Genomic DNA, 12,540 nt, shown 5'->3' with positions numbered 1-12,540 from the left:
GCGTGGCCTTCCCGGCTGATCGTCCCCGTCGTCTGCGGACCAGCCCGGCCATGCGCCGGCTGGTCCGCGAGACGCGGACCGACCCCGCCCAGCTCGTGCTGCCCATGTTCGTGGCCGAGGGCATCGACGAGCCGCAGCCTATCTCGAGCATGCCGGGCGTCGTGCAGCACTCGCGGGCCTCGGCGCGCGAGGCCGTGGCGGAGGCCGTCTCGCTCGGCCTGGGCGGCGTCATGCTGTTCGGCGTCCCCGAGCACAAGGACGCCACGGGCTCGGGTGCGCTCGATCCCGACGGCATCCTCAACGTGGCCATCGCCGATGCGCGGGACGTCGCCGGCGACGACCTGCTCGTCATGAGCGACCTCTGCCTCGACGAGTTCACCGACCACGGCCACTGCGGCGTGCTCGACGACGCCGGCCGGGTCGACAACGACGCCACCCTCGAGATCTACGGTGCCATGGGCGTGGCCCAGGCCGCCGCCGGTGCCCACCTCGTGGGACCGAGCGGCATGATGGACGGTCAGGTCGGCGTGGTGCGGGCCGCGCTCGACGCCGCGAGCCACCAGGACGTCGCGATCCTCGCCTACGCGGCCAAGTACGCCTCGGCCTTCTACGGCCCGTTCCGCGAGGCCGTCGACTCCTCCCTCCAGGGCGACCGCCGCACGTACCAGCAGGACCCCGCCAACGCCCGGGAGGCGCTGCGCGAGACGCTCCTCGACGTCGCCGAGGGCGCCGACATCGTCATGGTCAAGCCGGCCATGGGCTACCTCGACCTCATCGCGCTCGTGCGCGAGCACGTCACCATCCCCGTCGCCGCGTACAACGTGTCGGGGGAGTACTCGATGGTCGAGGCCGCCGCCGCTCAGGGCTGGATCGATCGTGAGCGCGCGATCGACGAGACCGTCACCTCGATCCGCCGCGCCGGCGCCGACATCGTGCTCACCTACTGGGCCGCCGAGGTCGCCCGCCGCGCCTGACGCGTCGGGACCGTCTGCTCGCCGGGCGGTGGATCTGCCACCGTATGAGCGCTCATACGGTGGAGGATCCACCGCTCGGGCGGGTGGGTCGAGGCTTGCCAGGCGGGTGCATACCAGGTATACATACTCAGTATGTCCATCAAGCACAGCCTCCTGGCGCTGCTCGCGCCGGGTCCGCGGCACGGGTACCAGCTGCGCGCCGAGTTCGAGGCGCGTACCGGCGGCACCTGGCCGCTCAACATCGGCCAGGTCTACTCGACCCTCCAGCGCCTCCAGCGCGACGGCCTCGTCGAGGCGGCTGACGACGAGCCCGCCGACGCCGGCTCGGAGAGCCGCATCGCCTACCGACTCACCGCCACCGGACGTACCGAGGTCGACGACTGGTTCCGCACCCCCGTCGACGCCGGTTCGGACCCGCGCGACGAGCTGGCCATCAAGCTCGCCCTGGGCGTGGGCCTCGACGAGGTGGACCTGGGCCTGCTCATCCACGCCCAGCGCAGCGCCGGCCTGCGCCGGCTCCAGGAGTACACCCGCCTCAAGCGCGACGCCGACGAGACCGACCTCGCCTGGGAGCTCGTGCTGGACCGCCTCATCTTCAACGCCGAGGCCCAGCTGCGCTGGCTCGACCACGTCGAGGGCCGGATCGGCCGCTCGCGGGCCCAGCGTCCCTCGGCCGCCGCCGACTCCACCCTTCCCCAGACCCAGGAGGTCGTCCGATGACCACTCCCACCGCCTCCCCCCACGAGGTCCTGCTCGAGCTGCGTGGCGTCTCGCGTGTCCACGGCCATGGACCCGCCCGGGTCACGGCCCTCGACGCCGTCGACCTCACGCTCCGCCCGGGCGAGCTCGTCGCCATCATGGGTCCGTCCGGCTCCGGCAAGTCCACCCTCCTGACCCTGGCAGGCGGCCTCGACACCCCGACGTCGGGCGACGTCCTCGTCGAGGGTCAGAGTCTCGTGGGCTCCTCGGCCACCGCGCTCGCCAAGATCCGCCGACGCAGCGTCGGCTACGTCTTCCAGGACCTCAACCTCATCCCCACGCTCACGGCAGCCGAGAACGTGGCGCTGCCGCTCGAGCTCGACGGTGCCTCACGTCGCGCCGCCCTGCGGAACGCCCGCAAGTCCATCGAGGACCTCGGCCTCACCGACCTCGGCGACCGCTTCCCCGACGAGATGTCCGGCGGCCAGCAGCAGCGCATCGCCATCGCCCGTGCCCTCGTGGGCCCGCGCCGCGTCCTCCTGGCCGACGAGCCCACGGGCGCTCTCGACTCCCAGACCGGAGAGGCCGTGCTGCGGCTCCTGCGCAAGCGCATCGACCACGGCGCCGGTGGCCTCCTCGTCACCCACGACGCGCGGCACGCCGCCTGGGCCGACCGCATCGTCCACCTCCGCGACGGCCGTGTGCTCGACGAGTCGCAGCCGTTGCCTCCGGCGGACTCGCTGCTCGGCACCGGTGCCCACCGGTGAACGGCTGGAAGGCGTCCTGGCGCATCGCCCTGCGTCACGGCCGGCGCGACATCGCGAAGGCGCGGGGGCGCAGCGCGCTCGTCGTCCTCATGATCGGCACCCCCGTGCTCCTGACCTCGTTGCTCATCGTGCTGGTCGCCTCGGGCGACCTCAGCCAGGCCGAGCGGCTCGACTCGCAGATCGGTCGGGCCCAGGCGTCCCTCGCCCGGGTCGACGGGGTCAAGGTCGTGCAGGAGCCCGACGGGGTCGGCTTCACCAGCTCCGGTCGATCGCTGCCCGAGGACGTGGCCCGGGCCCGGGCGGAGAAGATCCTCGGGACGAGGCTCGGTCCGAAGGTCGTGGAGGACTACGGCACGCTGCGGATCGGCGAGCGAGGCCTCAGCACCGAGCTGCGCGGCATCGACACGACGTCGGAACTCACCCGAGGGATGTACGCCGTGGAGCAGGGCCGGGCGCCCCGGAGCCCCCAGGAGATCCTGGTGAACCCGGTCCTCGCCGACGACGGAGCGACGATCGGCACCCGCGTGGTGCTCGACGACCGGCCGTTCACCGTCGTGGGGATCGGCCGCCCGAGCGCGGCCGAGCACGGTGGTCGCGACGGCGCGGCGGTCGTGCTGCCGCAGGACCTCGACGTCGAGTCGTCCACCACGCTCGTCGGCGGGCGCGCCGTCACGTGGCCCGTCGTGAGGAAGCTCAACGCGCTCGGGTACGTCGTCACCTCGCGTCACGTCTACGAGAACGGGGTGACGGACGCCCAGCAGCGCGAGGTGGACCAGGCCCTGGGTGACCAGGGCAGCGGCGACTCGGCCGACCGCGCCGTCCTCGTCATCGCGGCCAGCTCGGTCATGATCGAGGTCGTCCTGCTGGCCTGTCCCGCGTTCGCCGTGGGTGTCCGACGACAGCGCAGGGAGCTCGCCCTCCTGGCGGCGAGCGGCGCGTCCCCGCGTCAGCTGCGCCGTCTCGTCCTGGGCCAGGCGGCCGTGCTGGGCGTGGTCGCGAGCGTCGTGGCCGCCGTGGCCGGGGTGGCGCTCGCAGCGTTGGTCGTCCGGTTCGGGCCGGGCCTGCTGACCCCCCTGGCCTTCGGGCCGTTCGACGTGCGCTGGGCCGCGATCGGGCTCGTCGTCGTGCTGGGCACGGTCTCGGCGGTGGCCGCCGCGTACGTGCCTGCGGTCCAGGCCTCGCGGCAGGACGTGGCGACGGTGCTCGCAGGACGCCGGGGCCAGGTCCGCACCCGTCCGGGCTGGCCGATCCTCGGTGCCCTCGTGGCTGCGGCCGGTGTCGGCCTGTGCTTCACCCGCGGGACGCGGGTGGGTGGCGAGATCGTCGTGGCGGGCTCGACGCTCGCGATCGTCATCGGCTTCGTGCTCATGACCCCGGCGCTCGTGGGGCTCGTCGGACGCATCGGGACGCGCCTGCCGCTCCCGCTGCGCCTCGCCGCGCGCGACACCGCGCGGCAGCGGAGCCGCAGCGCCCCGGCGGTCGCCGCCATCATGGCCTCGGTCGCCGGCATCACGGCCGTCGCGATCGGCTCGTCGAGCGACTTCCAGCAGTCCCGCGAGGAGTACCAGTACGCCGTCGCACCCGGGCGCGCTGTGCTGTCGGCCGACGTCCAGGACTTCGACCGCGCCCTGGCGTTCGTCGAGAGCCGCACGGGGGAGACCTGGGTCCCGATGGCCCGCGCGCAGGACGACGAGTCCAGCGCGAGCGTCACCGGCCGAGGGCCGGCGGGGCGTGACACCTCGATCGGCGACCTCCACGTGGCCGACGCGGCGACGCTGCGCGCCTGGGGGATCAGGCTCTCCGACGAGGACGCGAGGCTGCTCGCGTCGGGCGGGGCGCTGTCCTCGAGCGACGGCCCGGTCTCCCGGGCCGGCGAGGCGACGCTCTCGGTGTCCGACGCGGACGGCGAGAACGTGCGCGAGACCGTGCTGCGGGCCCGGCCCGCCGACCTGCGGTACTCGTCGATGAAGGGTCCGCAGGCGCCCATGCTGCACGGCGCGGTCATCGCCCCGTCCACGGCGTCGAGGCTCGACGTGCCCGTCTCGACCTCGGAGGCCATCTCGCCGTCGGGCGCGCCGGTGCTGGGCGACGACGAGGAGTCCGAGCTCTCCGAGCAGGTCGCCGGCCTCTCCCCGTACGGCGGCGTGGCGGTGGAGCGCGGCTTCCAGGAGTCGTGGACCGTCATCCTGCTCGTCCTCTTCGCCGTCGGCGGCCTCGCGGTGCTGCTCGGGACGCTCACGGCGACGGCGCTCGCGCTCAATGACGCCCGGCCGGACTTCGCGACGCTCGCGGCCGTGGGGGCCTCGCCCCGGACGCGGCGGTGGGCGGCTGGGTCGCAGGCCCTCGTGCTGGCGCTGCTCGGGACGGTGCTCGGGGTCGTCGTCGGGTTCGCGCCGGGTCTGGCGGTCACGTGGCCGCTCACGGCGCAGTCCTACGTCTCCGGGGTCTCGTCCGTGAGCGGCCCGACGATCGACGTCCCGTGGACGATGCTGCTCGGCCTCGTGCTGGTGGTACCGCTGGGCGCCGCCGCGGTGGCCACGGTCTTCACGCGCTCGCGGCTGTCGATGGTGCGGCGGGTGGCGCAGTGACGGCCGCGGTGGGTCGGCGTGAGCGCCACCTGGAGCGCCGCCGGCACGCCCGCGCCGTGGCCCAGCTGCTGCTCGAGCGCCGGCTGACGGTCGCGCTGGCAGGACGAACGACGAGGGATCCGGGTCGCTCCGGCGACCGCACCCCCTCGTCCTAGCCCCGTCGGGGACGAAGGACGAGGGACAGGGGTCGTCCCGGCGACCGCACCCCCTCGTCGTTCGTCCAGCCGACGGCACCACACGACGAAGGGCCGGGATCATCGATCCCGGCCCTTCGTGTGTGGTTCAGCTCAGTGCGTGAGGTCGTACACGCACTTCTGGAACTTGTCCTGCGGGATGCCCAGCGGAAAGGTGATGAGGCAGCGGAGGTTGGCCTCGGTGGCCGACAGCAGGTCGGTGACGGGCTTGGTGACCGTGCCGAGCGGCGTCTGGTCGAGGCCGCTCTGCAGGCCGCCGCCCACGGTCTTGGGAGGCGTGCTGCCGCCCGTGGAGCCGTCGCCGCCCGTGGAGCCACCGGATCCGTCGCTGCCGCCCGTGGAGCCGCCCGTTCCGCCGGTGCCACCGGTGCCGGGACCGGAGCCGCCGGTGCCGGAGCCCCCGGAGCCGTCCGAGGAGCCGCCGCCACCCTTGTTGGGCTTGGCTGCCGCCTTCTCGTCCTTGGCCTTCTTGGTGCGCTCCTTGACGGTGAGCGTCTGGTCGAGCGAGCCGTTGGTGAGGACCGACGGGGCGCCGATGCCGTTGGGCGACTGCGTGAAGTCGCCGTCGGCGTAGGCCTTGGAGATCTTCAGCACGGTGTCGACGTAGGAGTCGGAGTGGTTGTAGCGCTTGACCGCCCTGGCCGCACCGGCGTCGCCGGAGAGGTCGCCGTCGCCGGAGCACAGGTAGACACCCGCGGANGGTGGCCGCGTCGTCGATGTCCTGGGGGTTCTTCTTGCCGTCGCCGTCGGCGTCGACGCCGACCGCCTTCCAGGTGCCGGGGATGAACTGCATGGGGCCGACAGCGCGGTCGAAGACCTGGTCCTTGTCGAGACCGCCGTTGTCGGTGTCGTTGATCTTGGCGGTGTTGTTCTTGCCGTTGAGCGGCAGGCCGAAGATGCCGGGGGTGGCGACGCCGTCGCCGTCGAGCGAGTTGCCGCCCGTGCGCCCGTGGTTGGACTCGACCCGCCCGATGGCCGCGACGAGGTTCCACGGAAGCTTGCAGGCCTCGTCGGCCTGGCCCAGCAGCGTCTCTGCGCGGCGGTAGGCGTACAGCGCGGCGGAGGGGATGCCGTTGGTGGAGAGCGTGGAGATGGCGCCGGCGGTGCCGGCCTTGTCGTCGATGCCGGCCGGCGCCTGCTGGATGCTGGCGGGGGCGTCGAAGGCGGTGGTGGGGACCTGCGGGACGCTCTGGTCGGAGGCCGCGCGGTCGTCAGCGGTGGCGAGTCCGGAGTTGCTCAGTGCGGCGCCCCAGGCGACCACGAGCACCGTCATGGGCGCGAGGGCGCCGGCCTTCTGCCAACGGCTCAACGTGCGTGCTGCCATGAGTCAGTCGCCCTCCTCCGTGGAGAGTCCCTCTCACCACGGTCCTGCGCATGTTACCGCGCTGTTGCGGGTCCTGCTCCTGTGGCCCACGTCACTACAACGATAGCTGTCACGCGAAGTTACGCTTCTCGGTCGTGCGCGCTCAACCCGGCGGGCGGCCGGCGAGGGCGTACGGCGACAATGGACGGATGACTGAGACGCCCGCGTCCGACGCCTGGTTCGACCGTGCCAAGGCGGTCTCGCCCGGCGGCGTGAACTCGCCGGTGCGAGCGTTCCGCGCTGTCGGCGGCACGCCGCGCTTCATGGCCTCGGGCCAGGGCGCCTGGATCACCGACGCCGACGGCAACCGGTTCCTCGACCTCGTCGGGTCCTGGGGCCCCATGCTGCTGGGCCACGCCCACCCGGAGGTGCTCGACGCCGTCCGCTCCGCCGTGGGCCACGGCACGTCGTTCGGCACGCCGAGCGGGCCCGAGGTCGAGCTCGCCGAGGAGATCGTCGCCCGTACCCCGGTGGAGCTCGTGCGGCTCGTCTCCTCCGGCACCGAGGCCACCATGTCGGCCATCCGGCTGGCTCGCGGGTTCACCGGCCGCGACCGTGTGGTCAAGTTCGCGGGCTGCTACCACGGCCACGTCGACGCCCTGCTGGCCGAGGCCGGCTCCGGCGTCGTGACCCTCGGCATCCCCGGCACGCCCGGCGTCCCGGCCCACGTCACCGCCGACACCATCGTGCTCCCCTACAACGACCGGGAGGCCGTGCGGGCCGCCTTCACCGAGTGGGGCGCGGAGATCGCGTGCATCATCACCGAGGCCGCCGCCGGCAACATGGGCGTCGTCCCGCCCGAGCCCGGCTTCAACGCGTTCCTCGCCGAGATCAGCGCCGAGCACGGCGCCCTGTTCATCAGCGACGAGGTCATGACCGGCTTCCGCCTCACGCGCTCGGGCCACTGGGGCCTCGACGGCGCTCACGAGGGCTGGAGTCCCGACCTCCTCACGTTCGGCAAGGTCATGGGCGGCGGCTTCCCGGCAGCCGCGTTCGGCGGTCGGGCCGACGTCATGTCCCGGCTCGCTCCGAGCGGCCCGGTCTACCAGGCGGGCACGCTGAGCGGGAACCCAGTCGCCACGACGGCCGGTCTCACCACGCTTCGCCTGGCCGACGACGCGGCCTACGAGCGGATCAACGGGTGGTCGGCCCAGGCCCGCACCCTCGTGTCCGAGGCCCTCGCCGCCGAGGGCGTGCCGCACGTCGTCCAGAACGCCGGAAGCATGTTCAGCGTCTTCTGGGGCCTCACCGAGGCACCGCGCGACTTCGCCGCCGTCCAGCAGCAGGAGGCCTGGCGCTACCGGGCCTTCTTCCACGCCATGCTCGACGCCGGCGTGTACCTCCCGCCGAGCGCCTTCGAGTCCTGGTTCGTCTCGGCGGCTCACGACGACCGGGCACTCGCTACGATGGCGGAGGCGTTGCCCGCCGCGGCCCGGGCCGCGGCCTCCGCACGAGAAGAGGACAGCAGCTCATGAGTGAACGGACCATCGTCCACCTGATGCGCCACGGCGAGGTGCACAACCCCGACGGCGTCCTCTACGGACGCCTCCCGGAGTTCATGCTCTCCCGCCTCGGCGAGGAGATGGCCGTGGCTGCGGCCGAGTTCCTCTCCAAGAACGAGATCGTCCACCTCGTGGCGTCACCGCTGGAGCGCGCGCAGCAGACCGTGGCGCCCCTCGCGAAGATCCTCGAGGCGCCCGTCACCACCGACGACCGCGTCATCGAGGCCGACAACCTCTTCGAGGGCAAGACCGTCGGCGTGGGTGCGGGGGCGTTCAGCAACCCCAAGAACTGGTGGATGCTGCGCAACCCGTTCCGTCCGTCGTGGGGCGAGCCCTACAAGGACATCGCGGCCCGCATGCAGGCCGCCGTGGCCGACGCCCGCGAGGCCGCCCGCGGCCACGAGGCCGTCATCGTCTCCCACCAGCTGCCCGTGTGGATCGCGCGCCAGGCCTATGAGAAGGAGAGCTTCGTGCACGACCCGCGCAAGCGGCAGTGCACGCTCGCGAGCATCACGAGCCTCACCTTCGACGGCGACGAGTACGTGGGCTTCACGTACGCGGAGCCCGCCGGCCACCTGCTGCCCGAGAACCTCGACGGCAAGTTCGTCGGCGGCGCGTGAGCGTGCGCAGCAGGACCGCGGTCGCGGCAGTCGTCGCCCTCGTCGCCCTGGCGGGGTGCAGCGGGGTCGGCACCCGTGGATCCACGGGCGGCTACGTGAGCGCCGACGGCACCGTCACCACGGTCGACCCGCAGGACCGGGAGAAGGGCCCTCTGCTGGAGGGCAAGGACCTCGACGGCAACGACGTCACGTCGGCCGACTACGCCGGCAAGGTCGTGGTCGTCAACGCCTGGGGCTCGTGGTGCCCGCCGTGCCGCAAGGAGGCGCCCGTCCTCAAGCAGGTCTCCGACGAGCAGACCGACGTCCAGTTCGTGGGGCTGCTGCAGCGCGACAAGCCGGCGTCGGCCAAGGCCTTCAACGAGTCCAAGGGCATCACCTACCCCACGATCGTCGACAACGGCGGCAAGCTCGTGGCCCGCTTCGGCACGTCGCTCCCCGTGGGCGCCATCCCCACCACGTGGGTCATCGACGCGCAGGGCATGGTCGCCGCGCGCATCGCCACCGACACCCTCACCGTGAAGACGCTCGAGGGCCTCATCGACTACGCGGGCAAGACCACCTCGTGATCCTGTCCGCACCGGAGACGGTCGTCTCCGGCTCGTTGCTGCTCGCCGCCCCCATCGCGGTGCTGGCCGGGCTGCTGTCGTTCTTCTCCCCGTGCGTCGTCCCGCTCCTGCCGGGCTATCTCTCCTACGTCACCGGCGTGGGCGTGCAGGACCTCGAGGCCACCCGTCGCGGCCGGCTCGTGCTGGGCGCAGCGCTGTTCGTGCTCGGCTTCACCGTGGTGTTCGTCGCCGGCGGCACCCTCTTCGGTGCGCTCAGCGGACAGCTGCGCGAGCACCAGCGAACCATCTCGGTCGTGGTCGGGGTCGTCGTCATCGTCATGGGCCTGGTCTTCTCCGGGCTCCTGCCCTGGTTCCAGCGCGACCTGCGTGTGCACGCCGTGCCTGCCGTCGGCCTCTCCGTGGCGCCGCTGCTCGGTGCCCTCTTCGGGCTCGGCTGGGTCCCGTGCCTCAGCCCCACGCTCGCCGCCGTCCTGGGACTGGCGGGCACGCAGGGCACGGCCGGACGCGGGGCCCTGCTCTCGGTCTTCTACTGCCTCGGCCTGGGCGTCCCGTTCCTCCTCGCAGCCTTCGCGCTGGGCCGGTTCCTCCCCGCCCTGCGGTGGGTGCGGTCGCACCAGGTGGCGCTCATGCGGGTCGGCGGCGGGATGCTCGTCGTCGTCGGTGTCCTGCTCGTGACCGGCTGGTGGGACTCCCTCGTCATCGAGCTGCAGAGCCGCGTCGGGTCCGGGGAGATCGCCCTGTGAGCCGCAAGGAGAAGCGCGAGAAGACCTCGGCGGAGCTGGCACCGGCCCTCGGCGCGCGCGAGACGCTGCGCTGGACGTGGCGTCAGCTCACCTCCATGCGCACGGCGCTCTTCCTGCTCATGCTCCTGGCCATCACGGCCGTGCCCGGCTCCATCGTGCCGCAGCGCGGCGTCGACGCCCGACGCGTGGAGACCTACCTCCTCGACCACCCCGACCTCGGTCCGTGGCTCGACCGCCTGGGCTTCTTCAGCGTCTACACCTCGCCGTGGTTCAGCGCCGTGTACCTGCTGCTCATGATCTCGCTCGTGGGCTGCATCATCCCGCGATGCCTCGTGTACGCCCGTGCGCTCAAGGCGCGCCCGCCCCGGGCGCCGCGCAACTTCTCCCGGCTCCCGGCCTCGGCCGTCTTCGAGGTCGACGCGGAGCCCGAGGCCGTGCTCGAGGCGGGCCGCAAGGCCCTCGGCCGCTCACGCACCGACGTCGACACCGATCTCCTGGAGGTCCGGTCCGAGAAGGGCTACCTGCGCGAGCTCGGCAACCTGATCTTCCACGTCAGCATCGTCGTGGTGCTCGTGAGCGTCGCCATCGGTGCGCTCTACAGCTATCGCGGGGCCGCCGTGGTGGTGCAGGGCGACAGCTTCGCCAACACGCTCACGCAGTACGACGAGTTCTCCTCCGGCGCCCTCTTCGACACCGACAAGCTCCCGTACTTCTCGCTCGACCTCAAGAAGATGCAGGCCCAGTTCCTGGAGACCGGTGCGCAGCGCGGCTCGCCCAAGCTCTTCCGGGCGACCGTGGACTACCAGACCTCGCAGGACGGTGCGTCCAAGCCGTACCGGATCGAGGTCAACCACCCGCTCATCGTCGACGGCACCGGCGTCTTCCTCGTCGGGCAGGGCTACGCGCCGGTCCTCAAGGTCACCGACGCCCAGGGCAAGGTCGTCTTCGACGACGCCGTGCCCTTCCTGCCCAGCGACCCCTCCTACACGTCCTCGGGCGTCCTGAAGGTGCCCGACGCCCAGCCCGACCAGCTGGGCTTCCAGGGCTTCTTCCTGCCCACCGCGCTCGTGCAGGGCGACAAGGTCCCGTCCACCTCGATCTTCCCCGCGGCGCAGTTCCCGCTGCTGGGGCTGTTCGCCTACCGCGGCGACCTGGGGCTCGACGAGGGCATCCCGCAGTCGGTCTACGTGCTGGACAAGAAGAACCTCAAGCAGTTCACCAAGAACGGCAAGGCCCTGCGCATCAGCCTGCAGCCGGGCCAGCGGGCGAAGCTGCCCGACGGCAGCACGATCGAGTTCAGGGACCTGCTCCTGTTCGCCCGCTTCCAGGTGGCCGACACCCCGCTCGTGAAGGTGCCGCTCGTCGGGACGAGCCTCGGGGTCCTGGGACTGCTGCTCTCCCTGTTCATCCAGCCCCGGCGCACCTGGATTCGTGCGCGCCGCGAGGGCTCACGTACCGTGGTGGAGGTGGCGGCGCTCGATCGTGCGCCCCGTGACGACCTCCCCGACGACCTCGACCACCTCGTCGAACGCATCCGGCATCAGCTGGGGGAGCCGAAGGAGACCACATGAGCCTCGAGCAGTACGCCCAGCTCTCGAACTACGCCATCGCGGCGGGCACCGTCGTCGTCGCGCTCGCGTTCCTCGCGCACCTGGCCGAGTGGGGCTTCGCCCTGCGCTCGGAGCCGGCCAAGGAGCTCGTCGCCGCTGACGGCTCGGTCCCCGTCGAGGGGGCGACCACCGGCTCGGCGGGCGTCGTCGACGACGAGGACCCCGACCGCAGCACCGTCTTCTCCTCGGTAGGCGTCTCGGTGGCCTGGCTCGCCACGCTCGTGCTGCTCGTCGGCGTCGTGACCCGTGGCCTCGCGGCGCAGCGCGTCCCGTGGGGCAACATGTACGAGTTCGCCTGCACGGGCACGCTCATCGCGCTCGCGGTCTACCTCGTGCTGGTGCGGGTGTGGGACATCGAGTGGCTGGGTGTCGTCGTCACCGGCTTCTCCCTCGTGCTGCTCGGCATCGGCTTCTCGGTCTACGTGCCCGCCGGACCGCTCGTCCCGGCCCTGCACTCGTACTGGCTCGTGATCCACGTGGCCGCCGTCATGACGGCCGGCGCGCTGTTCCTGCTCTCCGCCGGCGCCTCCGCGCTGTACCTCGTGGTCGACCGCGCCGAGCGCCGCGGGACCGTGGGCAAGGTCCTGGGCCGCCTGCCCACGTCGGCCAACATGGACCGCCTCGCCTTCCGCCTCGTGGCGGTCGGCTTCCCGCTGTGGACCTTCGGTGCCCTCATCGCCGGCCCCATCTGGGCCTACTACGCCTGGGCGCGCTTCTGGGGCTGGGACCCCAAGGAGGTCTGGGCCCTCATCACGTGGATCGCCTACGCCGTCTACCTGCACGCGCGCGTCACGGCCGGCTGGAAGGGTCGCCGGGCCGCGGTCATCGGGCTCATCGGCTTCGCGACGTTCCTGTTCAGCTTCTACGGCGTGAACCTCATCTTCGGCGGAAGCATGCACACCTACGCCAAGTAG

The 12,540-nt window shown here is 72.3% G+C and carries 11 protein-coding genes and 1 pseudogene; 11 read left to right on the top strand and 1 reads right to left on the bottom strand.

The genetic code is table 11. The annotated features are described in order from the left end of the window. Positions 1–2 precede the first annotated feature (2 nt). The 5 genes from hemB (at position 3) to ASD11_RS18200 (ending at position 5,183) form a co-directional block, all read left to right on the top strand. The gene (hemB, locus tag ASD11_RS13205) at positions 3–974 is read left to right on the top strand and encodes a porphobilinogen synthase (RefSeq protein ID WP_082554355.1); all 972 of its coding nucleotides are present in this window, start codon (positions 3–5) and stop codon (positions 972–974) included. A gap of 132 nt (positions 975–1,106) precedes the next feature. Beyond that, complete coding sequence (locus ASD11_RS13200) at positions 1,107–1,694, top strand: PadR family transcriptional regulator (protein WP_056287830.1); 588 nt, start codon at positions 1,107–1,109, stop codon at positions 1,692–1,694. Continuing rightward, positions 1,691–2,440, top strand: coding sequence for an ABC transporter ATP-binding protein (locus ASD11_RS13195; protein WP_056287827.1), 750 nt, complete (start codon positions 1,691–1,693; stop codon positions 2,438–2,440). Before ASD11_RS13200 ends, ASD11_RS13195 begins: the two co-directional genes overlap by 4 nt. After that, positions 2,437–5,028, top strand: coding sequence for an FtsX-like permease family protein (locus tag ASD11_RS13190; RefSeq protein WP_056287825.1), 2,592 nt, complete (start codon positions 2,437–2,439; stop codon positions 5,026–5,028). Before ASD11_RS13195 ends, ASD11_RS13190 begins: the two co-directional genes overlap by 4 nt. Then, positions 5,025–5,183 (top strand): hypothetical protein, encoded by a 159-nt coding sequence (locus tag ASD11_RS18200; RefSeq protein ID WP_156464719.1) that lies wholly within the window; start codon positions 5,025–5,027, stop codon positions 5,181–5,183. The genes ASD11_RS13190 and ASD11_RS18200 overlap by 4 nt, the downstream gene beginning before the upstream one ends. Positions 5,184–5,922: 739 nt before the next feature. Here ASD11_RS18200 and ASD11_RS18695 read toward each other — a convergent pair. Beyond that, a pseudogene (locus ASD11_RS18695) lies at positions 5,923–6,546 on the bottom strand (lytic transglycosylase domain-containing protein); the annotation flags it as partial. A gap of 188 nt (positions 6,547–6,734) precedes the next feature. Here ASD11_RS18695 and hemL point away from each other — a divergent pair. From hemL to ccsB, 6 genes are read left to right on the top strand one after another with little or no spacing between them, the layout of a single operon-like run. Further along, complete coding sequence (hemL, locus tag ASD11_RS13170) at positions 6,735–8,060, top strand: glutamate-1-semialdehyde 2,1-aminomutase (protein WP_056287817.1); 1,326 nt, start codon at positions 6,735–6,737, stop codon at positions 8,058–8,060. Further along, entirely contained in the window at positions 8,057–8,707 is a 651-nt protein-coding gene (locus ASD11_RS13165) for a histidine phosphatase family protein (RefSeq protein WP_056287815.1), read from the top strand. Before hemL ends, ASD11_RS13165 begins: the two co-directional genes overlap by 4 nt. Before the next feature lie 2 nt (positions 8,708–8,709). Beyond that, positions 8,710–9,273: a TlpA family protein disulfide reductase gene (locus ASD11_RS13160; protein ID WP_162246488.1), complete on the top strand. Its 564-nt coding sequence runs from the start codon at positions 8,710–8,712 to the stop codon at positions 9,271–9,273. Then, the gene (locus ASD11_RS13155; protein WP_056287811.1) at positions 9,270–10,016 is read left to right on the top strand and encodes a cytochrome c biogenesis CcdA family protein; all 747 of its coding nucleotides are present in this window, start codon (positions 9,270–9,272) and stop codon (positions 10,014–10,016) included. The genes ASD11_RS13160 and ASD11_RS13155 overlap by 4 nt, the downstream gene beginning before the upstream one ends. After that, entirely contained in the window at positions 10,013–11,587 is a 1,575-nt protein-coding gene (resB, locus tag ASD11_RS13150) for a cytochrome c biogenesis protein ResB (RefSeq protein WP_056287810.1), read from the top strand. The genes ASD11_RS13155 and resB overlap by 4 nt, the downstream gene beginning before the upstream one ends. Beyond that, positions 11,584–12,540, top strand: a complete 957-nt coding sequence (ccsB, locus tag ASD11_RS13145) for a c-type cytochrome biogenesis protein CcsB (protein ID WP_056287808.1) — start codon at positions 11,584–11,586, stop codon at positions 12,538–12,540. Before resB ends, ccsB begins: the two co-directional genes overlap by 4 nt.

Origin of the sequence: Aeromicrobium sp. Root495 (assembly GCF_001426755.1) — a bacterium.
Lineage (GTDB): Bacteria > Actinomycetota > Actinomycetes > Propionibacteriales > Nocardioidaceae > Aeromicrobium.
This window is presented reverse-complemented; position numbering and strand designations above follow the sequence as displayed.

Excerpts from the sequence above, each read along its gene's own strand:
- ASD11_RS13200 (WP_056287830.1), top strand. The coding sequence starts at position 1,107 with ATGTCCATCAAGCACAGCCTCCTGGCGCTGCTCGCGCCGGGTCCGCGG.
- ASD11_RS13195 (WP_056287827.1), top strand. The coding sequence starts at position 1,691 with ATGACCACTCCCACCGCCTCCCCCCACGAGGTCCTGCTCGAGCTGCGT.
- hemL (WP_056287817.1), top strand. The coding sequence starts at position 6,735 with ATGACTGAGACGCCCGCGTCCGACGCCTGGTTCGACCGTGCCAAGGCG.
- ASD11_RS13165 (WP_056287815.1), top strand. The coding sequence starts at position 8,057 with ATGAGTGAACGGACCATCGTCCACCTGATGCGCCACGGCGAGGTGCAC.
- ccsB (WP_056287808.1), top strand. The coding sequence starts at position 11,584 with ATGAGCCTCGAGCAGTACGCCCAGCTCTCGAACTACGCCATCGCGGCG.